At 60.0% G+C, this 21,391-nt stretch carries 20 protein-coding genes and 3 pseudogenes; 13 read left to right on the top strand and 10 right to left on the bottom strand.

Annotation, left to right across the window (positions count from 1 at the left end; translation table 11 throughout):
• Positions 1-77 precede the first annotated feature (77 nt).
• Positions 78-791, bottom strand: a complete 714-nt coding sequence (locus AC4IHP_RS17725) for a FadR/GntR family transcriptional regulator (protein WP_490832314.1) — start codon at positions 789-791, stop codon at positions 78-80.
• Between the two features lie 356 nt (positions 792-1,147).
• Here AC4IHP_RS17725 and AC4IHP_RS17730 point away from each other — a divergent pair, with 356 nt between their 5' ends.
• Together AC4IHP_RS17730 and gudD are read left to right on the top strand one after the other, a co-directional pair.
• A complete protein-coding gene (locus AC4IHP_RS17730) occupies positions 1,148-2,494 on the top strand; it encodes an MFS transporter (protein ID WP_039763397.1) in 1,347 nt (448 codons plus the stop codon).
• A gap of 25 nt (positions 2,495-2,519) precedes the next feature.
• Complete coding sequence (gene gudD / locus AC4IHP_RS17735; protein ID WP_252867900.1) at positions 2,520-3,863, top strand: glucarate dehydratase; 1,344 nt, start codon at positions 2,520-2,522, stop codon at positions 3,861-3,863.
• 128 nt (positions 3,864-3,991) lie between these two features.
• On the opposite strand, the gene AC4IHP_RS17740 is transcribed toward gudD, so the two are convergent.
• A complete protein-coding gene (locus AC4IHP_RS17740) occupies positions 3,992-4,864 on the bottom strand; it encodes a LysR family transcriptional regulator (protein WP_490832315.1) in 873 nt (290 codons plus the stop codon).
• A gap of 159 nt (positions 4,865-5,023) precedes the next feature.
• Between AC4IHP_RS17740 and ampC the strand changes: the two genes are divergently transcribed.
• Positions 5,024-6,190, top strand: coding sequence for a class C beta-lactamase (gene ampC, locus AC4IHP_RS17745; protein WP_460120209.1), 1,167 nt, complete (start codon positions 5,024-5,026; stop codon positions 6,188-6,190).
• 97 nt (positions 6,191-6,287) lie between these two features.
• Here ampC and AC4IHP_RS17750 read toward each other — a convergent pair whose 3' ends face one another.
• Positions 6,288-6,554, bottom strand: a complete 267-nt coding sequence (locus tag AC4IHP_RS17750; protein WP_490832316.1) for a hypothetical protein — start codon at positions 6,552-6,554, stop codon at positions 6,288-6,290.
• Between the two features lie 16 nt (positions 6,555-6,570).
• A pseudogene (locus AC4IHP_RS17755) lies at positions 6,571-6,675 on the bottom strand (DUF6124 family protein); the annotation flags it as partial.
• Between the two features lie 6 nt (positions 6,676-6,681).
• Here AC4IHP_RS17755 and AC4IHP_RS17760 point away from each other — a divergent pair.
• Positions 6,682-7,281 (top strand): annotated as a pseudogene (locus tag AC4IHP_RS17760) (AAA family ATPase); the annotation flags it as partial.
• A 1-nt stretch (position 7,282) separates the two neighbouring features.
• A pseudogene (locus AC4IHP_RS17765) lies at positions 7,283-7,893 on the top strand (retron system putative HNH endonuclease).
• A gap of 173 nt (positions 7,894-8,066) precedes the next feature.
• Here the strand turns inward: AC4IHP_RS17765 and AC4IHP_RS17770 are convergent.
• The 3 genes from AC4IHP_RS17770 to AC4IHP_RS17780 form a co-directional block, all read right to left on the bottom strand.
• Positions 8,067-8,636: a DUF4174 domain-containing protein gene (locus tag AC4IHP_RS17770; protein WP_490832317.1), complete on the bottom strand. Its 570-nt coding sequence runs from the start codon at positions 8,634-8,636 to the stop codon at positions 8,067-8,069.
• Positions 8,637-8,820: 184 nt separating this feature from the next.
• Complete coding sequence (locus AC4IHP_RS17775; protein ID WP_460120217.1) at positions 8,821-9,606, bottom strand: sulfite exporter TauE/SafE family protein; 786 nt, start codon at positions 9,604-9,606, stop codon at positions 8,821-8,823.
• A gap of 237 nt (positions 9,607-9,843) precedes the next feature.
• Positions 9,844-10,593 carry a hypothetical protein gene (locus AC4IHP_RS17780; RefSeq protein WP_460120219.1) on the bottom strand — a complete coding sequence of 250 codons (750 nt, stop codon included), beginning with the start codon at positions 10,591-10,593 and terminating at the stop codon, positions 9,844-9,846.
• Between the two features lie 338 nt (positions 10,594-10,931).
• On the opposite strand from AC4IHP_RS17780, the gene AC4IHP_RS17785 reads away from it, so the two are divergent.
• The 3 genes from AC4IHP_RS17785 (at position 10,932) to AC4IHP_RS17795 (ending at position 13,553) form a co-directional block, all read left to right on the top strand.
• On the top strand, positions 10,932-12,080 hold the full coding sequence (locus AC4IHP_RS17785; protein ID WP_490832318.1) for an aldose epimerase family protein: 1,149 nt from the start codon (positions 10,932-10,934) through the stop codon (positions 12,078-12,080).
• 156 nt (positions 12,081-12,236) lie between these two features.
• A complete protein-coding gene (locus AC4IHP_RS17790) occupies positions 12,237-13,058 on the top strand; it encodes an aldo/keto reductase (RefSeq protein WP_490832319.1) in 822 nt (273 codons plus the stop codon).
• A gap of 24 nt (positions 13,059-13,082) precedes the next feature.
• Positions 13,083-13,553, top strand: a complete 471-nt coding sequence (locus AC4IHP_RS17795) for a DUF1810 domain-containing protein (protein WP_490832320.1) — start codon at positions 13,083-13,085, stop codon at positions 13,551-13,553.
• On the opposite strand, the gene AC4IHP_RS17800 is transcribed toward AC4IHP_RS17795, so the two are convergent.
• Positions 13,518-15,878, bottom strand: a complete 2,361-nt coding sequence (locus tag AC4IHP_RS17800) for a DNA polymerase II (RefSeq protein WP_490832321.1) — start codon at positions 15,876-15,878, stop codon at positions 13,518-13,520. The two genes, AC4IHP_RS17795 and AC4IHP_RS17800, sit on opposite strands and share 36 nt — an antisense overlap.
• A 198-nt stretch (positions 15,879-16,076) precedes the next feature.
• On the opposite strand from AC4IHP_RS17800, the gene AC4IHP_RS17805 reads away from it, so the two are divergent.
• Complete coding sequence (locus AC4IHP_RS17805; protein ID WP_039763416.1) at positions 16,077-16,517, top strand: CBS domain-containing protein; 441 nt, start codon at positions 16,077-16,079, stop codon at positions 16,515-16,517.
• A gap of 128 nt (positions 16,518-16,645) precedes the next feature.
• Here AC4IHP_RS17805 and AC4IHP_RS17810 read toward each other — a convergent pair whose 3' ends face one another.
• Positions 16,646-17,275 carry a glutathione S-transferase N-terminal domain-containing protein gene (locus AC4IHP_RS17810; protein ID WP_460120229.1) on the bottom strand — a complete coding sequence of 210 codons (630 nt, stop codon included), beginning with the start codon at positions 17,273-17,275 and terminating at the stop codon, positions 16,646-16,648.
• Positions 17,276-17,587: 312 nt separating this feature from the next.
• Between AC4IHP_RS17810 and AC4IHP_RS17815 the strand changes: the two genes are divergently transcribed.
• The 4 genes from AC4IHP_RS17815 (at position 17,588) to AC4IHP_RS17830 (ending at position 20,131) form a co-directional block, all read left to right on the top strand.
• On the top strand, positions 17,588-18,109 hold the full coding sequence (locus tag AC4IHP_RS17815) for a DUF3455 domain-containing protein (protein ID WP_460120231.1): 522 nt from the start codon (positions 17,588-17,590) through the stop codon (positions 18,107-18,109).
• A 161-nt stretch (positions 18,110-18,270) separates the two neighbouring features.
• Positions 18,271-18,798 (top strand): sigma-70 family RNA polymerase sigma factor, encoded by a 528-nt coding sequence (locus AC4IHP_RS17820; protein WP_460120233.1) that lies wholly within the window; start codon positions 18,271-18,273, stop codon positions 18,796-18,798.
• Positions 18,795-19,487 (top strand): anti-sigma factor, encoded by a 693-nt coding sequence (locus AC4IHP_RS17825; protein ID WP_460120235.1) that lies wholly within the window; start codon positions 18,795-18,797, stop codon positions 19,485-19,487. Before AC4IHP_RS17820 ends, AC4IHP_RS17825 begins: the two co-directional genes overlap by 4 nt.
• A 203-nt stretch (positions 19,488-19,690) precedes the next feature.
• Positions 19,691-20,131, top strand: a complete 441-nt coding sequence (locus AC4IHP_RS17830; protein WP_490832322.1) for a phage infection protein — start codon at positions 19,691-19,693, stop codon at positions 20,129-20,131.
• Between the two features lie 71 nt (positions 20,132-20,202).
• Here AC4IHP_RS17830 and AC4IHP_RS17835 read toward each other — a convergent pair whose 3' ends face one another.
• Positions 20,203-21,285 carry a DUF1615 domain-containing protein gene (locus AC4IHP_RS17835; RefSeq protein WP_490832323.1) on the bottom strand — a complete coding sequence of 361 codons (1,083 nt, stop codon included), beginning with the start codon at positions 21,283-21,285 and terminating at the stop codon, positions 20,203-20,205.
• Between the last annotated feature and the right edge of the window lie 106 nt (positions 21,286-21,391).

Raw genomic sequence — 21,391 nt, forward strand, 5'->3', positions numbered from 1 at the left:
ATCAGGCCCGGTATATCCGGGACGTATTAGTTGGAGGCGCGGGTGCTGAGGGCGTGCGATAGATCAGACCAGCGGCATCAGCCTTGGGCGATAAAGCGATCGCGACTGTTGGTCAGGTGCAGCCACATGGCGGCGCGGGCGGCATCGGCGTCCTGACGTTTGATCGCGTTCAGAATCGCCTCGTGTTCCAGATTGGCCAAATGTCCGAGTTTGCTCAGATCCGCCGCGCCGCGCTCGGCGGCATTGAGCCGATTGCGCGGGATCATCGCACTGCCCAGGTGCTGCATGATCTCGCTGAAACAAGCGTTACCGGTGGCCTCGGCGATCAGCAGATGAAAACGCCGATCGGCCTCCACGCAACTGTCGTTGTTGGCCAGCAGCCGCTGATAGTCATCCAGCGCCTGACGCATCTGCTGCAACTGCTGCTCACTGCGCCGCTGCGCCGCCAGCGCCGCCGCTTGCGTCTCCAGGCCCATGCGCAATTCGAGAATGCTGCGCACACCGAGCGCCGTGTCGACATTCAGGCGCAGGCCCTGCTCCGCTGCGCGCTCGATCACGAAGGTACCGATGCCGTGGCGCGTCTCCACCAGCCCCGAGGCCTGCAACTTGGAAATGGCCTCGCGCACCACCGTGCGGCTGACCCCGTGCTCCTGCACGATGGAGTTCTCCGAAGGCAGCTTGTCACCGGGCGACAGTTGTCCGAGCAGGATGCCTTGGGTGAGCTTTTCCACCAGGTCATGAGCGAGGTTGTGCGTACGTTTGCGCGCGGGCGCGTCGAGGTCTTCTTGCATGGTCGGTTCCGGAGATCGGGGCTTGCCGATCGTAGCATTGCGGGATGACGGTTGAGATTGATTTTAGCGGATGAGAGACCAGCAACTTGTATGACAACACTCAATTTACTCAGATCCTTTAAGCGGCCAGCCATGGCGCATCACTAGCCATAAATCCGAAGAAGCGCCCCGTCATTCTTGCCAATCGCTCAACAAATACGGCGCAGAATCCAGTTTTCGCATAAAAATCCGAACGCTCAGAAGAATTTAATCACCCCTGGCCACTTGTAGGACAAAAAAACTCAGTTGTATGATGTCTATCAACAACGCAGCACTCAGTCCTACCCGCATAAAAATAATCAGTGGGAGAAACATCAGTGAAAACGTCCATCTCCGGGATGCAGGAAAGCGTCGATCCGACGCTCGCCTCAGCCATCTCCAAAGTCAAACGCCACGTCCTGCCGCTCTTCGTGATCATGTTCATCGTCAATTACATTGACCGGGTGAACATCGGTTTCGTCCGCACCCACATGGAAACCGATCTGGGCATTGGTGCTGCCGCCTACGGCTTCGGCGCCGGTCTGTTCTTCATCGGCTACGCGCTGTTCGAAGTGCCGTCCAATATGCTTCTGCAAAAAGTCGGCGCACGGATCTGGCTGACCCGTATCATGTTCACCTGGGGCATAGTCGCGGCCTGCATGGCGTTCATTCAGAACGAAACCCACTTCTACATTTTGCGTTTCCTGCTCGGTGTCGCCGAGGCCGGTTTCTTTCCCGGGGTGATCTATTACTTCACCCGCTGGCTGCCAGGCGTCGAACGTGGCAAGGCGATCGCGATCTTCCTCAGCGGCTCGGCCGTGGCCTCGCTGATCTCCGGCCCGCTGTCCGGCCTGCTCCTGCAGATCAACGGGCTGGGCATGCACGGCTGGCAGTGGATGTACTTCATCGAAGGGATGTTCTCGGTGTGCCTGTGTGTCTTCGTCTGGTTCTGGCTGGATGCCAAACCTCACGACGCGAAATGGTTGAGCCGCGCCGAACAGGATGCACTGGTCAGCGCCATCGACGACGAGCAAAAGGCCCGCGAAGCCGCGACGCCGATCCGGCCCTCGCTGGGCAAACTGCTCAAGGACCGGCAGATCATTCTGTTCTGCCTGATCTACTTCTTTATTCAGCTGACCATTTACGCGGCGACCTTCTGGCTGCCGAGCATCATCAAGAAAATGGGCGAACTCAGCGACGTGCAGGTCGGCCTGTTCAACTCGATTCCATGGTTGCTGTCGATCGTCGGCATGTACGCCTTCGCCTCGCTGTCGGCGAAGTGGAAACATCAACAAGCATGGGTCGCCACGGCGCTGTTGATCGCCGCAGCGGGGATGTTCATGTCCACCACTGGCGGGCCGATCTTCGCCTTCGTCGCGATCTGCTTTGCGGCACTGGGTTTCAAATCCGCCTCGTCACTGTTCTGGCCGATTCCCCAGGCTTATCTGGATGCGCGCATCGCGGCGGCAGTGATCGCGCTGATCAACTCGGTGGGCAACCTCGGCGGCTTCGTCGCGCCGACCACCTTCGGCCTGCTGGAGCAACACACCGGCTCCATTCAGGGCGGCCTGTATGGTCTGGCCGCGACCTCGATCATTGCCGCAATCATCGTCTTCGCCGCGCGCACCACACCAAAACCGGCTGCTGAGAAGGCTGTGGCCGACGCCGCACCGAAACACGCCTGACTACGTCTCGACAAGGAAAACAACAATGACTGTTCATGACACCGCCAAAGCTCCGATCATCACCGACATGCAGGTCATTCCGGTGGCCGGTCACGACGGCATGCTGCTCAACCTGAGCGGCGCCCACGGGCCGTTTTTCACCCGCAACATCGTTATCCTCAAGGACAACGCCGGCCACACCGGCGTCGGCGAAGTGCCCGGTGGCGAGCGCATTCGCCAGACCCTGGAGGACGCGCGCAATCTGGTGGTGGGCAGCCCCATCGGCACCTACCAGAAGATCCTCAACCAGGTGCGCCAGACCTTCGCCGATCGCGATGCCGGCGGCCGTGGCCTGCAGACGTTCGACCTGCGCATCACCATTCACGCGGTCACTGGCCTGGAAGCCGCCCTCCTCGACTTGCTCGGCCAACATCTGGACGTGCCGGTGGCAGCGCTGCTCGGCGAAGGTCAGCAGCGTGACGAAGTGAAGATGCTCGGTTATCTGTTTTACGTGGGCGATCAGCACGAAACCGATCTGGCCTATCGCAGCGAACCGGACGCCGACAACGACTGGTTCCGTGTGCGTCACGAGAAAGCCATGACCGCAGAAGCGGTGGTGCGTCTGGCCGAGGCGGCGCACGCCAAGTACGGTTTCAAGGATTTCAAACTCAAGGGCGGCGTGCTCAGTGGCGATGCCGAGATCGAAGCAGTGACGGCACTGGCCGAGCGCTTCCCTGATGCGCGGATTACCCTCGATCCGAACGGCGCCTGGTCGCTGAAAGAGGCGATCCGTTTGTGCCGCGATCAGCATCATGTGCTCGCCTACGCCGAAGACCCGTGCGGTGCGGAAAACGGCTATTCCGGGCGCGAAGTCATGGCTGAGTTCCGCCGCGCCACCGGGCTGAAAACCGCGACCAACATGATCGCCACCGACTGGCGCGAAATGGGTCACGCGATTCAGTTGCAGTCAGTGGACATCCCGCTGGCCGACCCGCACTTCTGGACCATGCAGGGTTCGGTGCGCGTCGCGCAGATGTGTCATGAGTGGGGGCTGACCTGGGGCTCGCACTCCAACAACCACTTCGATATTTCCCTGGCCATGTTCACCCACGTCGCCGCTGCCGCACCCGGCGAGATTACCGCCATCGACACCCACTGGATCTGGCAGGACGGTCAGCGCCTGACCAAAGCCCCACTGCAGATTGTCGACGGCTGCGTGCAAGTGCCGCAGAAACCGGGCCTGGGCGTGGAGCTGGACATGGATCAAGTGGCCAAAGCCCACGAACTGTACAAAGGCATGGGCCTCGGCGCGCGGGATGACAGCGTCGCGATGCAGTTTCTGATTCCGGGGTGGAAATTCGATAACAAGCGGCCGTGTCTGGTGCGGTGATCCAGCAGGCGCCGCTGATTTCAATTGTGGGAGCGAGCCTGCTCGCGAAGGCGTCAGGTCAGTCGATAGTGCTGTCGCTGATGCACCGCTTTCGCGAGCAGGCTCGCTCCCACAAGGGGGGTTTTGTGTCAGGCAGAAACTTGCAGCAACCACGCCTTGAACGCTTTCATCGCCGCCGTTTCCGCTCGCGACTGCAACCGCGTCAGCCAGTAGCTGCCGGTGGTGATCTCGATTGCAAACGGCTGGCAAATCGCATCAGCCGCCAGTTGCCGGGTGAACATCAGCGGGGGTGCCAACGCTACCCCGCCGCCCTGCAAGGCCGCCTCCATCATCGCCAGCGACGAATCGAACACTATGCTTTGCGGGGGCGCGGCCTGCGTCGCCAGGCCCGCCGCGTGAAACCACTCCGGCCATTCATCGGTGCGATAGGAACGCAGCAAGGTCTGCTGCAACAGGTCCGCCGGCGAGTGCAGTTTCCGGGCAATCTCCGGCACGCACAAAACCGACAACGGCGCATCGAGCAAGCGCGTCGCCTCGATGCCATGCCAAGCGCCAGCGCCGAAACGAATCGCATAATCCAGCCCTTCTGCCGCGACATCGACCCGGTTGTTATTAGTCGAGAGGCGTAAATCGATCAACGGATATTTCCCCCGAAAGTCCGCCAGCCTCGGCAACAACCAGCCCACCGCAAACGTGCCCACCGCGCCGACCGTCAACATGTCGCGATACTGGCCCCCGGCCAGACGCTCGAGCATCTGTGCAATATGATCGAATGAGGTGCTGAGCACCGGCAGCAAGGTTTCGCCTTCACTGGTCAGCATCAGCCCTCGGGGCAGGCGCTTGAACAACGTCAGATTGAGTTGCGCTTCCAGGCTTTTGACCTGATGGCTCACCGCCGCTTGCGTCACGCAAAGCTCGACGGCAGCACGGGTGAAGCTCAGGTGGCGCGCCGAGGCTTCAAACGCGCGCAGGGCGTTGAGCGGCAGTTGCGGTCGGATCATGGCCTACCCCAAATTTTTCTAATGGCTCGTGCGAGTTTTCATCGTTTGTCGAGGGCCGGCGAAGTGCCTAAATTAGCCGCGCTGATCAGCCACTCAATGAAAAATCACCCGCAGTGTAGCGGGATACAACAATCGACACTCATGGAGAGTGATTCACTCATGTGTTCCTTAAAACCGAGCAAGGTCTTTTCCTACAGTACTTTCGCCCTGTTCTTCGGCAGCTTTGCCTGTCACGCCGCGACGCCGACCGATGCGCAATTGCAGGCACTGGTCAGCCAGGCCGTGACCCCGGTGATGCAGCAAAACAACATCCCGGGGCTGACCGTAGCGATCACGCTGAACGGCCAGGCGCATTACTTTAACTACGGCATCGCCGACAAGGACGTACGGCAAAAGGTCACTGAAAACACCCTCTTCGAAGTCGGCTCGGTGAGCAAAACCTTCACCGCCACCCTCGCCGGTTACGCCCAGGCCACAGGCAAACTCGACCTGTCGAGCAAGGCCAGCCAGCTCTGGCCTGAGCTCAAGGGCAGCGCATTCGACAATATCAGCGTGCTGCAACTGGGCACCTACAGCGCCGGCGGACTACCGCTGCAATTCCCCGCCGAAGCGGATTCTTCCGACAAGATGCTCGGCTATTACCGACAATGGAAACCGCAGTTTCCCGCTGGCAGCCATCGCCTGTATTCCAACCCGAGCCTCGGCCTGTTCGGCTACCTGGCGGCCAAAAGCCTCGGCCAGCCGTTCGAGCAGGCAATGACGCAAACCCTGCTGCCAAAACTCGGCTTGCAACACTCCTTCCTCAGCGTGCCGTCAGCCCAGTCGAAGCTTTACGCCCAAGGCTACGACAGCGCCGACCAACCCGTGCGCGTAACGCCCGGCGCCCTCGACGCCGAAGCCTACGGCATCAAAACCAGCGCTGCCGACCTGCTGCGCTACGTTCAGGCACAGCTGAAACCGGCCAGCCTTGCGCCTGATCTGCACAAAGCCATCACCAACACCCACATCGGTTATTACCGCGTCGGCGACATGACCCAAGGCCTGGGCTGGGAGCGTTACGCCTACCCGATCAGCCTGGAAAAACTGCAAAACGGCAACTCGACCCCGATGGCCATCGAGCCGCACAAAGTCGAATGGCTGACACCAGCGCAAGCTGAACCGGCCAATGTGCTGTTCAACAAAACTGGTTCTACACGAGGCTTTGGCGCGTATGTGGCGTTTGTGCCGTCGCGGGACATGGGCATCGTGATTCTGGCCAACAAGAATTACCCGAATGCCGAACGGGTGAAGATTGCGCATACGGTTTTTGCGGCGTTGGCGGATTAAGAGCAAAAGATCGCAGCCTGCGGCAGCTCCATTGACCGAGTGAAAACCCGATCCTGTAGGAGCCGCCGCAGGCTGCGATCTTTTTTCGTTTCAACGCTTAAAGCTGCGCCTGCAAGCGCCAGCCGATGACATCCATCAAGTCACAGCTATCGCGCAACGGAACCGCCAGCACCCGGGCGAAATCCTGCAACAGCAGTGCATCGTGTCCCTTGCCCTCGTCCAGCGAAAGACTCTCCATCAGCTGCGTCACACAGCGCAAGCGGTAAGCCGCAGTGCCGTGCAACACGTCGATGGGGACTTCGCTGTCGATCAGCACACAGGGAATTTTGCAGTCAATCCCGGTGATCGGTATGTAACGCGCCATGAGTGACCCTCCCTGTTCAATATTGAGTCGCGGCTGGCGGCGGATCGAGATTGTCCAGCGCTCGGTTGACCAGCAACTCGCCGACCACCGCTAACTGCTGAATCGACAGGGCAAAGCTGCGCTGCTTTTCACCAACCTGCGCGTCCAGCGCAAACCGCGCCTGCACATGGCCATCGACAAGGACGGCGTCACCCTCAACGTCGCCCAGCTCTCCCAAGGTGAGAAGTCGATGATGGCGCTGGTCGGCGACATCGCGCGTCGCCTGGCGATGATGAACCAGTCGCTCGACAACCCACTGCACGGTGACGGCATCGTGCTCATCGACGAGGTCGATTTGCACTTGCACCCGAGATGGCAACGCAGCCTGATCCGCCAGTTGAGCGAGACTTTTCCGAACTGCCAGTTTGTCTTGACCACCCACTCACCGCTGGTGATCGGCGACGCCAAGGATGTGCTGGTTTATGTGCTCAATGATGGCGAAATCCACGAACACAACGGCCTGTATGGACTGGATGCCAATCAGGTGCTGCTGGAAGTCATGGACACCGACATTCGCAACAGTGACGTTCAGAAGCGTCTGAATCGATTGATGGAATGCTTACAGGACGGTGAGCTGAAAAAAGCCAAGAAGCTTTTCGCCGATCTTTCAAGTGAACTGCCCGAGGGACACATCGAGCTGGCAAAAGCCGCTTTGCTGATCCGCAAACTGGAGTTGCGCAGCGCGTAAGATTCTCAAAGGAACTGAGCCAGCATCGCTGACGCAATGGAAGGTCAGAAACCACACCGCTACTTACCGCGATTTACCCGCTGAAGAACGTCAATCCGTTCGCACAGCTTGTATTACCGAGCAATTCGGGCTTTGTGCTTATTGCTGCCAGTCCATCTCCGTGAGCGCCGCTCATAACGAACACGTTGCAGCCCAGGATCGATTCCCTGCGCGCACCCTGGATTTCAGCAATATCGTTGCCAGTTGCGAAAACCGTCATCACTGTGGGCATGGTCGAAAGACTCAGCCGCTCAAAGTGACACCGTTCATGACGGAGTGTGAAACCGAGCTCAAATTTTATTTGTCCGGGCGAGTGGTCGGCAAAACCGACCGTGCCACGGAATCAATCAAGACGCTGAATCTGGGTGATACCGAAGAGAGTAATCGGGGACTGATCGAAAAACGTAAAAGAATGGTGGATGACCTTATCTTTACCGGAGGACTTCGGCCTGACGCGCTAGAGGACGAGGAACTGCTGGGCATCCTTCTCGAAGACATGTTGACGCCCCAACGGGTCAGCTTCAGCCTTTCTCTCCGGTTTTGGTCAATGTCATTCGCCAGATTCTGCCGTGATGGAGCTGATAGCGGCTTGTTAACAGGCAAACGGCAAGATCAAAAGATCGCAGCCTGCGGCGGCTCCTACATGAGATCTGCGCAGGAGCTGCCGCAGGCTTCGATCTTTTAGTGGACAATAAAAATGGGCGCCCCTGTAAAGGTCGCCCATTTTTTTGATTCACGCCTAGCCTTCAATCATCCGGCATTTCCGGCGGCTTGCTCGGTTTCGCCGGTTTGCTCGGTTTGGCGCCCTTCGCACCTTTCGCCGGTTCCGGTTCGGTGGTGGCAGGCGTTTGTGCGGCGGCGGCCGCTGCGGCTTCTTTTTCGGCCATGGGCATGGCGTCGATGGTTTCGAAGATCTTCGCCAGGCTCAATGCCTTGGCTTCATCACCCGAGGCGGAGAGCTTGGTTTCGCCGTCCTTGCCCACCAGGAACACTTTCGGATAAGCCCCCGCGCCGAGCTTCAGCGAGCGCAGCAGGGCCATGGTGTCCTGCTGGCCCAGGTCCTTGCCGTCGAGCTGGCCGGACATGCTGAGGATGGTGTAGACCTTGATATTGCGGTCGGTGAGGCCCTTTTTGTTGGCTGGGTCTTCCAGTGACTTTTTCAGGCTCAGCCACACCGGGTCGACGGTGCTTTGCGCAATCACGATCAGCGGCCGGGCGCGGCCCACGTCCCCGGCCAGAGGTGAATCGCCGTCGGCGGCGAACAGGGGGCCGGCGATTGCCAGCAAGAGGGTCAGGGTCAGGGACCTGATGAGCATGCGCATCTCCTTTTGATATCCACGCACTACTGATTGCGCATCGTGGCGATTGTTCCGGCGGCGTCTGGCAAAAAGGCATTGCCCTGTCAGAAGCTTAGGTCAGGGAGCGCTTTGCGCAACATGGCGCGAGCGATCATCGGCACATCCCTACGGCCGCTGCATTGGAAGTTTTCTCCAGGCTGAATCAGAACGCCAACTTGTAACCAATCAACACCAGCATCGTCGCCAGGCATGGGCGCAGGACTTCGTCGGAGATACGACCGGTCAGGTGGCTGCCGAGCCAGATGCCCGGCAGCGAGCCCATCAACAGAAACCCGAGCACGCCCCAGTCCATGTTGCCCATGCTTGCGTGGCCGAGGCCGGCGACCAGGGTCAGCGGTACGGCGTGGGCGATTTCGGTGCCGACCAGGCGGCGTGTCGGCAGCAGCGGGTAGAGGATAAACAAGGCGACGGTGCCCAGTGCCCCGGCGCCGATCGAGGTCAGGGCGACCATGGTGCCGAGGATCAGACCGGTGATCACCGTCATCACGTTAAGCCGCGAACCGCTCGGGTTGTAATTGCCGCCGGCGCGTTTGTGGGCGAACTCGAGCAAGCGCTTCTTGAAGAAAATTGCCAGGGCAGTGGCGAAGAGGACGAAACCGAGCGCCTGTTTGATGATGGCGTTCATCGCGTCCGGCGCGGTATGCAGGGAACTGAGGAACCACAGGGTCATGGCCACGGCCGGCACACTGCCGAGGGTCAGCCAGCCGGTGATGGCCCAGTCGATGTTCTTGTTCTTCCTGTGAACGAGGACGCCGCTGGATTTGGTGATCGCGGCGTACAACAGGTCAGTACCGACCGCCGTCGCCGGGTTGATGCCGAACCACAGCAGAATCGGCGTCATCAACGAACCGCCGCCGACACCGGTCATGCCGACGATAAACCCCACCACCAGCCCGGCGATCACCAGGCCGAAATTTGCCAATTCCATTCAAACGTCCAGAAAACGACAGGAAAATCTGGCCCGCAGCATAGCGATTTTTCTTATAACCACATATATCGATGCGGTCTATCGTTATGCCATATCGAATTTACCGCAGATCCCTGTGGGAGCAAGCCTGCTCGCGAAGGCGGTGTGTCAGCCGACCGATGAGTTGAATGACGCAACGCGTTCGCGAGCAGGCTCGCTCCCAAGGTGGATCTTTGCGCTACAGAACACCTGCGGGGCTCATTGCACCGGCAAGAAATTCAGAAACAGCAGACTCTGCGCGTAATTCAGGCCGATCCTGCGATAGCGCTCGTCGAGCATCTGGGTGAGCAGGTCCAGGCGCGCGACGATTTTGCTGAATTCGGTGGCGAAGCTCAGGTTACTGCCCTCCTCCGAAATCTCGTTGGAGAACAGCAGCGGCTGGCCTTCCTTGTTCTGCCGTTGCGACAAAATCCACATGGCTTTTTCGATGTTACGTGCGGCGTTGTGCACGAAGGTCGGGTTGATCGCGTCAGTCATGTAGAACTCGGTGCGATTGCCGTGGGCGGTGACCAGCATGCTGCCGATCGCGTAGATGAAGGCGCCGACGCGGTCGCCGAGGAATTCCGGACTCATCGCATAACTCAGCGCCGCCAGATCCTTGCGCCCGCCCAGCACGGGCAACGGTTGCTGCTGCTCGACGGCAAGACGCACCTGCTTGACCGCCGCATTGACAGTGAGGAAGCCGGATTTGCGCAGCTCTTCCGGGTTGCGCAGATAGAGCTTACCCATCAGCCGGTAAAGGCTGTCGAGGTTGTCGCGCATCGCCAGGGTGGCCATGCGGTCGACGCTGGTCTGCAAAAATTCCTGCGGTTGCCCTTCACGCATCTGATTGAAGAAGCCGTTGCCGTTCTGGTGGCTGCAGCCGCCGAGCAACAGCGAGACCAGGCAGGCCAGCAGCAGGCACGGGCGGCGGTTAGCGACGGTGATCAGGGCAAAAACACTCGGCATGAAATCTCGGACAGGCACATTCCTGTGCGGCGGGAGTCACCGCATCCTGGCCATGCATAGAGCCGCCGATTAGGAAAAAGTGCAGTGCCTGGGCGATTAGCCGACCTTCGGTGGTAGACGACTCATCAATTAGTCGGACTTTATATTTGCCAATACAGGTAAATCCGCTATAAATCTTCTCTCTCGACTCAAATAGCATGACTAGTGATATGTAGGAACTGCCGAAGGCTGCGATCTTTTGATCTTGCTTCTAAACATCAAAATCAAGATCAAAAGATCGCAGCCTTCGGCAGCTCCTACGGTCAATACGAAAACAACAACAAAAAGGAAGGTCAACCATGCTTCAATCCCGTCACCTGCTCTCCGGCCTCGGACTGTCCCTGATGATCGCTACCCTTTCCGCCAACGCGGCGGGCCTGACCGCCGAACACAAAGCCTTCGGCAAAACCAATGACGGCACGCCTGTCGAACAGTACATCCTGCGCAACAGCCACGGCATGCAAGCCACCGTCATCACCTACGGCGCTACCCTGCAAGCGCTGAAAGTCGCTGACAAGCATGGCAAGTTCGACGACGTGGTGCTCGGTTTCGATGATGTGCAGGGCTACCAGAAAGGCACAGCGTACTTCGGCGCGACTATCGGCCGCTTCGGCAACCGTTTGGCCGAAGGTGCTTTCGAACTCGATGGCAAGCGCTATCAAGTGCCGCAGAATGACAAATCCAACGCCCTGCACGGCGGCCCCGAAGGTTTCGACAAGAAAGTCTGGAAGGCCAGGGAAACCAAGGACAACGATTCGGTGGGCGTGACCCTGACTTACCTGTCGGCCGACGGCGAGATGGGCTTTCCGGGCAATCTGACCACCGAAGTCACCTATCGCCTGACCGACAACAACGAGCTGCGCATCGACTACAAGGCCAGCACCGACAAGCCGACCGTGCTCAATCTGACCAACCACAGCTACTTCAACCTGGCCGGCGCCGGTAATGGCGACATTCTCAAGCAGGTCGCCACCATCCATTCCAGCCATTACACGCCGGTCACCGCAAAACTGATCCCTACCGGAGAACTGGCGCCAGTAGCCGGAACGCCGATGGACTTCAGCAAACCGACGGCCATCGGCACGCACATCAAGGCAGATCATCCGCAGCTGAAATTCGCCGAGCCAAAACAGGGCGGCTTCGATTTCAACTGGGCGCTGGACACCAAGGGCGATGTCAGCAAGCTCGCCACCGAAGTCAGCGACCCGCAATCCGGGCGTGTCCTGCAACTGTTCACCAGCGAGCCGGGTGTGCAGTTCTACACCAGCAACTTCCTCGACGGCACGGTCAAGGGCAAGGGCGGCAAGGTCTATCCGCACTGGGGTGCGTTCACCCTCGAGACCCAGCACTATCCGGATTCGCCGAACCAGCCGGACTTTCCAAGCACGCGGCTTGATCCGGGGCAGACTTATGCTCACAGCGTGATCCTGAAGTTCTCCGCCAGGTAAATCTCGAAGATCAAAAGATCGCAGCGCTCCGCAGTCCAACAGAGGAATACGTTCCATGGAGGAGTTGCGGACCGCTGCGATCTTTTTTGCTTTTTGAACCCCAACGCTATTCTGCTGCCCACTAAAGACACCCATTCTTTCAGGCAGGAGGTTTGAATGCGTACCCTTGAGTTGGCCGGCGTGCAAGTTCCCGTGATTGGCCAGGGCACCTGGCGGATGGGCGAGGATCGTTCGGCGCACACCCGTGAAGTGGCGGCGCTGCGCACCGGCATCGAGTTGGGCATGAGCCTGATCGATACCGCTGAGATGTACGCTGAGGGCGGTGCCGAAACGGTGGTCGGTGAAGCCATCGCCGGTCAGCGCGACAAGGTGTTTCTGGTGAGCAAGGTCTACCCGCACAACGCCAGCCGCCAGGGCATCCCGCAAGCCTGCGAGCGCAGTTTGCGTCGGCTCGGCACGGACTACATCGATCTGTATCTGCTGCACTGGCGCGGTCAGTATCCGCTGGAGGAAACCGTTGAAGCGTTCGAACGCCTGCGCGAAGACGGCAAGATCGGCCGTTGGGGCGTGTCGAATTTCGATGTCGACGACCTCGAAGAACTCTCCAGCTCGGCCTGCGCCACCAATCAGGTGCTGTACAACCTCGAAGAGCGCGGTATCGAATTCGATCTGCTGCCGTGGTGCCAGCATCAGCGCCTGCCGCTGATGGCGTACTGTCCGATCGGCCAGGGCGGTGCGATGCTCGCCGAGCCGGTGCTGCAAGAGATTGCCAGCCGTCACAACGCCACCCCGGCGCAGATTTCGCTGGCATGGCTTGTGCGCCAGGAAGGCGTAATTGCGATTCCCAAGGCTGTGCGCCCGGAGCATGTGCAACTCAATGCCGAGGCAGCGCAACTGCAACTGGACGCCGGGGATCTGGCGGCGCTGGACAAGGTGTTCCCGGCGCCACAACGCAAGCAGCGGCTGGCCATGGTCTGAGCTGCCGACTGCGAGGGCTTCGCCATGAGAAGCACAGATCTGCACGACCCGTTCAACCTGCAACGTTTCGTCCAGGCACAGGACCCGGTGTTCGAACGGGTCCAGCGTGAACTCGAAACGGGCCGCAAGCGCAGCCATTGGATGTGGTTCGTCTTTCCGCAGTTCGCCGGATTGGGCGGCAGCGAAATGGCCCGCCGCTTTGCGATTGGTTCAGCCGAGGAAGCCCAGGCCTACTTGGCCGACGAACTGCTCGGGGCGCGGCTGCGCACCTGCACGCAACTGGTACTGATTGGGCCGCAGCGTTCGATTGCAGAAATGTTCGGCCATCCCGATGACCTGAAATTTCATTCTTCGATGACGCTGTTCGCCCAGTTCAGCGCCCCAGACAGTCTGTTCCATCAGGCGCTGGAGCGTTACTTCCACGGCATTCTCGATGAGTGGACACTGCAACTGCTCGACTCAAAACAGGCCCAGTTGCCCACCGATCAGGGTTGAAAAGTCGTCGTCGACAAACGGCAGAATCGCGTCCGCCACCGGTTGCAATTGGCGGGTAATGTAGTGGTCATAGTCGACGGCGGCGCGGCGCACTTCCAGCGGTTCCGGGCCGGCGAGAGTGATGACATAGCTGATCCAGCCGCCGTTCTGATATTGCCGTGGGCGCCCCTGCTCGGCGTTGTAGTCGTCGGCGAGCCGCGCTGCGCGGACGTGCGGCGGTACGTTGCGTTCGTAATCGTCGAGGGTGCGGCGCAGACGCTTGCGGTAGATCAGCCGATCATCGAACTCGCCAGCGAGGGTCTTGCGCACGTAGTCGCGGACGTAATCCTGATACGGCTTGCGCTGGAAGATCCGCTCATACAGTTCCTGTTGAAATTGCCGGGCCAGCAGCGACCAGTCGGTGCGCACGGTTTCCAGGCCCTTGTAGACCATCTCCTCGCTGCCATCGGTGCGGGTGACGAGGCCGGCGTAGCGCTTCTTGCTGCCCTCCTCCGCGCCGCGAATGGTTGGCATCAGGAAGCGCTTGTAGTGAATTTCGAACTGCAATTCCAGTGCGCTTTCCAGGCCGTATGCTTCGCGCACATGCGCGCGCCACCAATCGTTGACGTGCTTGACCAGCGCATGGCCGATCTGCGCTGCTTCTTCCTGACCGTGCAGACTGCGCAGCCAGACAAAGGTTGAATCGGTGTCACCGTAAATGACTGCGTGGCCCTGTTCTTCGATCAACTGGCGGGTGCGCAGCATGATTTCGTGGCCGCGCAAGGTGATCGACGACGCCAACCGGGTATCGAAAAACCGGCAACCGCTGGAGCCGAGCACGCCATAGAAGGCGTTCATGATGATTTTTAGCGCCTGGGACAGAGGCGCGTTGTGCTCACGCTTGGCGGTCTCCCGCCCTTCGGCCACTCGCGCCACGATGGACGGCAGACAATGCCGGGTACGCGAGAAACGTGCGCCACGGAAGCCGGGCACCGAATCAGCGTCGTCGGGATGTTGCAGGCCTTCGATCAAGCCCACCGGGTCGATCAGAAAGGTGCGGATGATCGACGGGTAGAGGCTTTTGTAATCGAGCACCAGAACCGATTCGTACAATCCCGGCCTTGAATCCATAACGAAGCCGCCGGGGCTGGCCTGCGGTGGATTGGTGCCCAGGTTCGGCGCAACAAAGCCTTGGCGATGCATCAACGGCATGTACAAGTGCGTGAACGCAGCGACCGAACCACCGCTGCGGTCGGCCGGCAAACCGGTGACGCTGGCGCGTTCGAGCAAAAACGTCAGCAGTTCGGTCTTGGCGAAAATCCGCGTAACCAGCTCGCAGTCCTTGAGGTTGTATTTGGCCAGCGCCGGTTTGTCCTCGGCGAACATGCGATTGATTTCGTCCATGCGCTGGTACGGATTGTTGATCGCCTTGCCTTCGCCGAGCAGGGTCTGCGCGACGTTTTCCAGGCTGAACGAGGGAAAACTCCAGGTCGCCGAACGCAACGACTCGATGCCGTCGATGATCAGCCGCCCCGCTGCCGAGGCGAAATAGTGATTTCGGCTGCCGTGCTCGCGCCACTGCATTTCTTCGCCGCCACGGCCGATTTTCAGCGGCACGCCGAGGCGTCGCGCGTGTTCGTGGAGGATGCGCAAATCGAACTGCACGACGTTCCAGCCAATGATCGCGTCAGGGTCGTGGCGGGCGAACCAGTCGTTGAGCTTCTTCAGAATGAGCGTGCGCGAATCGCAGTATTCGAGGTCGAAATCGACAATGCTGGCGTCACCGTTCGGCGCGCCCAGCATATACACCTGGCGCTCGCCGCAGCCTTCCAGCGCGATGGAATACAGCTCGCCGTTTTCCGTGGTCTCGATGTCGAGCGAGACCAGGCGCAGTTTCGGTCGATAGCCGGGGTCAGGTTTCAGTTGGGCGTTGATCAGTACGCCGTCAGCATCCGGCGTGCCGCCGAACAGTACCGGCGCGGTGATGAAGCGCTCCATCAGATAGCGTTCCGGAGGGCGCACGTCGGCTTCAAAAACATCGACGCCGGCACGGTTCAGCGCGGTCTCGAGGCGCATCAACTGGCCGTGCTGCTGGCAATACAGACCGAGCACCGGCCGATGCTGAAAATCCAGCAAGGCCAACGGTCGCAGTTCCACATTTTTTTCATCGTGCAACAGCCGCTCGGCCGCTTCACGCTGTGCGGCAGGAATAAACGCCACCGACGGCTGATGCGCCAGACGCACGCGGCACGGCCCGGCGTCCGTCGCCAGCCAGAACTCGACTTCGGTACCGGCCGGCGTGTCGCGCCAATGCCGGGTCAGGACGAAGCCCTGCTGTAAATCCACCACTGCGACCTCGGAAAATCAAACTGACCGGCATTCTACGCGGCATTGCTGCGCTTGGCCTTGGCGAAAAATACTGCTGATCTACGGAAAAAACCGGCAAATGGCGTTTTTTGCACGCTAACTGCCGCTTTGCCACCTTGCCCTGCGCGGTTGCGTCTACGATGCTTGATGAACAACGACAACACCTGAGTAAACGCCATGAAGACCGTCGCCCAACTGCTCAAGCTCAAAGATCAGAAAAATCAGGAAGTGCACCAGATCAAACCGGATCACATGGTGCTCGAAGCGCTTATGAAGATGGCCGAGAAAAACGTCGGCGCCTTGCTGGTGGTCGAAGACGACAAAGTGGTCGGCATCATCAGCGAGCGCGACTATGCGCGCAAACTGGTGCTGCACGGGCGCTCTTCGGTCGGTACGCCAGTGCGCGACATCATGGTCAAGGACGTGATTACCGTGGACACCCGGCAAACCGTCGACACCTGCCTGGGGATCATGTCGGACAGACGCCTGCGCCACTTGCCGGTGGTCGAAGACGGCCAGTTGATCGGTCTGCTGTCGATCGGCGACCTGGTGAAGGAAGCGATTGCCGAACAGGCCGAGCTGATCAAACAGCTGGAGCAATACATTCGCGGGGAATAAATTCCGGTCTTCCGCTCATACTTGACCCTGTGGGAGCGGGCTTGCTCGCGAATGCGGTGGGTCAGTCGACACATCTTGACTGACAGAGCGCTTTCGCGAGCAGGCTCGCTCCCACAGGGGATCCATTGTCAGCCCTGAGACGGCCAATGCCGCTCAAACACCGGTGCCAGCACCGGGTGCCGGTCGATCCTTTGCAGCCATGCATAAAAGCCCGGGCGGGTCTGGCGCAGGTGTTCGCGGCTGCCGGCCCAGCGGCTCACCACTGCCGCCAGCACATCCAGCGCACCGGGCGTTTCATCATCCAGGTACAGCTCGCCGGAAAACTGATCGGCAAATACCTCCCAACTGAAGTGCAGGCGCTGACGCGTGCCGGCGATCAGGTTTTGCCGTGCGCTCTCGTCAGGCGCGCTCAGCCAACGCTCGGGGTAATCGATGATGCCGACCGCCGCGTAGCAGTTGCTGACGATATAGGCGAGGCCGCGAATCGCCTGATCACGATCGGCAGCCTTGCTCGGCAGCAGGCCGGATTTGGGAAACGTCAGGCCCAGGTGAATCAGGATCGCCGCACTTTCGGTCATGGCGCTGCCGTCCGGCAGTTGCAAGGTCGGTATCTGTTTCAGCGGATTGAGTTTGCCCAGCGCGTCGTCGGCCTCGGCGCTGGCTTCGGTGTCAATGAAGCGATAGGCGATCTGGCACAACTCCAGTGCCGCCTCGATGGCAGCCGCGCCGGAATTCTTGTGCCCGTAGAGCTGGTACATGTCCGTTCCCCCGATAAGGCCTTTGCACAGGGTAGATGGCTGGCTGGCCTGACGTAGAAAATTCTGTCAATGAATCGTTCACGCCAGATGCAAAATCTTGTGGGAGCGAGCCTGCTCGCCAATGCGGTGGGTCAGGCACATAAGCGCTGGCTGACCCGACGCCTTCGCGAGCAGGCTCGCTGCCACAGGTTTGATCTTTGTATTTGAAATTTATTTTTCCGGCACTGCATCCAATCGCCTCGGCCACGGGTAGTCCTTGTAACAGCCCACTCTGGTGCTGTCAGCGCCCTGCCCTTTTCGGAGAATCATCGGATGAACATTACCCAGCTGATTGGCTTCACCGGTTTGCTCGCCTTCACCGCGACTAGCTTCGCCCAGAGCAGTTATCCCGACGCGATCAAGGTGCCGGACGGGCACAAGATTGCCCTGGAAACCACAGGGGTTGGCGAGATCACCTACGAATGCCGCGACAAGCCCAATATGGCCGGGCAAACCGAGTGGACCTTTGTCGGCCCGAAAGCGGTGCTCAATGATCGCAGCGGCAAACAGGTCGGCACCTATTTCGGCCCGCCAGCGACCTGGCAGGCCAAGGACGGTTCGAAAGTCACCGGCACGCAACTCGCCGTGGCACCGTCGAGCCCGGGCAACCTGCCCTATCAACTGGTCAAGGCCAATCCGGCTGAGGGCAAAGGCGCGATGACCGGCGTCAGCTACATACAGCGCGTTGCGCTCAAGGGCGGCGTGGCGCCGGGCAGTGAGTGCACGATGGCGAACAAGGGCAAGCAGGAAGTGGTGAAGTACCAGGCGGATTATATTTTCTGGGCGGCGAACTGACCTGGACGTCACGGAGTACCAAATGTGGGAGCGAGCCTGCTCGCGAATGCGGTGGGTCAGGTATCGGTGTGGCGACCGACACTCCGCGTTCGCGAGCAGGCTCGCTCCCACAGGGAACAATGCGTCTGTATGTTTGGGAAATGTGAGCTAGATTGCACCCCATGCCTTTAGCCGAATCCGTTTTCGATTACGAAGCCCGCCTCGCTGCCTGTGCCCGGGGCGAGCGTTCGGCTTTGCGCGATTTGTATGTGCAGGAAGGCCCGCGCCTGCTCGGTGTAGCCAAGCGGCTGGTGCGCGATACGGCGCTGGCGGAGGACATTGTGCATGAAGCATTCATCAAGATCTGGCACGGCGCTGCCGGATTCGACCCGGCGCGTGGTTCGGCGCGGGGCTGGATGTTCAGCGTGACCCGGCACCTGGCCTTGAATCAGTTGCGCAAGCAAAATCGGGAAACGCCGTTCAGCGAAGAACATGAGTCAGCGGCGCCCGATGAGCTGGCCGATATTCACTCGGCGCGCATTCATCGCTGCCTCGAGCAACTGGAACCGCAGCGGCGCAGCTGCATCCTCCACGCTTACGTCGACGGTTACAGCCACGCGCAGATTTCCGCGCGCCTCGATACGCCGCTGGGCACGGTCAAAGCGTGGATCAAGCGCAGCCTCAATGCTTTGCGGGAGTGCATGGGATGACCGGCGAATCAGCGCAGGAACGGGATGAACTGGCCGGCGAGTATGTGCTCGGCACCTTGTCGTTCGAGCAGCGCATCGAGGTGCAACGGCGCCTGCCGAACGATCCCGAACTTCGTGCGGCGGTGGATGCCTGGGAGCGGCGTCTACTGGAGCTGACCGATCTGGCCGAACCTCAGCAACCCTCGGCGCAGCTGTGGCCTCGTATCGAACGCAGTCTCGAACGGCTGACGGTGAAGAAACCTCTGACTTCGTGGTGGAATCTGCTGCCGCTGTGGCGCGGTTTGAGTGCGGCGGGCCTTGCTGCGACGCTGATTCTAGGCACGCTGCTGCTGACCCAGACTGCGCCGAAACCGAGTTATCTGGTGGTGCTGGTAGCCCCGCAGGACAAGGCGCCGGGCTGGGTGATTCAGGCGAGCAACGCGCGGGAGATCCAGTTGATTCCGCTGGGCGTGGTCGAGGTGCCGGCGGACAAGGCGCTGGAGTTCTGGACCAAGGCTGACGGCTGGTCGGGGCCGGTGTCGTTGGGCCTGGTCAAACCGGGGCAGGCTTTGTCGGTGCCGCTGGACAAGTTGCCACCGTTGCAACCCAACCAGTTGTTCGAGCTGACCCTGGAAGGCGCCAATGGCTCACCGATCGGCAAACCGACCGGGCCGATTCAGGCGATCGGGCGTGCGGTCAAAGTCTTGTAGTGTGCCCTGTAGGAGCTGCCGAAGGCTGCGATCTTTGTTTTCAAGATCAAAAGATCGTCCGATCGCGGCCCGAGCCTTCGGCAGCTCCTACATTAATCATCATCGACGTCGATGTTCACCATCACGGCAATGAAGTTCTCATAAAAAATTCCGGGCGTAACATCGGCTCCATACCAACCAACAACACCCCGGAGCACACCATCATGAAACGCCAGACTCTTCTCAGCATCGCCTTCTCGCTTTTCGCAGTTAACGCTTTCGCGGCCACCCCGGCGCACACCATGATCGCCGAAGGCGGCTCGGACAAACTGATCGAAAGCCGTCTGGCCGAAGGTGGTTCGGATCGTCTGATCGAACGCCGCGTTGCCGAAGGTGGCGCTGATCGTTTGATCGAACGCCGTGTTGCCGAAGGTGGCGCTGATCGTCTGATCGAACGCCGTGTTGCCGAAGGTGGCTCGGATCGTCTGATCGAACGCCGCGTTGCCGAAGGTGGCTCGGATCGTCTGATCGAACGTCGCGTTGCTGAAGGTGGCGCTGATCGTCTGATCGAACGCCGCGTTGCCGAAGGTGGCTCGGATCGTCTGATCGAACGTCGCGTTGCTGAAGGCGGTTCGGATCGTCTGATCGAACGCCGCGTTGCCTGAATGCACAGCTTCAAGCGCAACACCGCAGAGAAACCCGGCTCCCGCAGCCGGGTTTTTTATGCCTGCATGTTTTATCCGGCCTTGGCCATGCAGCGCTTGTAACGCTCGTCCACGCGCTTGGCGAACCAGGCTGTGGTGAGCTTGCGGGTGATCTTCGGACTCTGCAGCACAATTCCCGGCAATACCGCACGCGGCAAGGCCTTGCCTTCGGCCCGCTCCGCCAGTTCGAACACGCGCTGATAGAGTTTGCTCTCTTCGAATTCCAGGGTTTTGCCTTTCTCCAGTTGATCGCGAATCGTCGGGTTGCGCATGCCCAGCGACTTGCCGAGGGTACGCACCGCCAGTTCGGTGCTGCCGGGCATGATCGAGTCGTAGCGAATCAGGTCACCGTCCAGGGTCAGCGGGATACCGGAAGCGCGGCTCACCGCATTCTGGAACGCGGCATTGCGACTGGCGTACCAGCCGGCGTTGAAATCGGCGAAACGATACAGCGGCTCGCGGTAATTCACCGGATAGCCGAGCAAATGGGCGATGCCGAAATACATGCCGCCGCGCCGACTGAACACTTCACGGCGGATCGTGCCGTCCACCGGGTACGGGTAATCCTTGGCGTGCTCCTCGGCAAATTCGATGCTGACCTGCATCGGCCCACCGGTGTGCACCGGGTTGAAGCCGCCGAACAGCGTGCGGCCCATCGGCACCATGCCGATGAAGTCGTCAAAAATCGCGCTCAGCTCTTTCTCACTGCGCGCCGCATTCAGGCGCTCGCTGTAGGTCTTGCCGTTGGGCGAGCGCACTTGCAGAGCGCCGCTGACCAACAGGCTGGGGATGTGCACCTTAGCGGCGCGGCGATCGATTTCGTCACGAGCGATCTTGCCCAGACCGGGCACCGTCGGGTCGGCCTGGAAAGTCGATTCCTGCTCGGCCACGGCCAGTACCGAACACAGGTTCTGCGTGGTGGTGTTGATGCCTTGCGCGGCGAACGCGGCGTAGATGTCCGTGGCCCAGCCCTGACGGTCGGCAGTTTTTGCCGGCAACAGCCGAACAATTTCAGCCTTCACTTCAGCCGGCGGACGCAGCGCCGGTTCGTTGCTGCGCTGGCTGGCGCAACCGGCGAGCAGCAGCAAGGCGCCCAGAGTAATAATTAATCGCATGTTGCTCCATCCAATCAAATTCGCCACAACACCATACACAACCCCCGTAGGAGCTGCCGAAGGCTGCGATCTTTTGATCTTGCTTTTTGCAGATCAAAGTCAACAT

The organism is Pseudomonas sp. UF-293 (assembly GCF_058245595.1).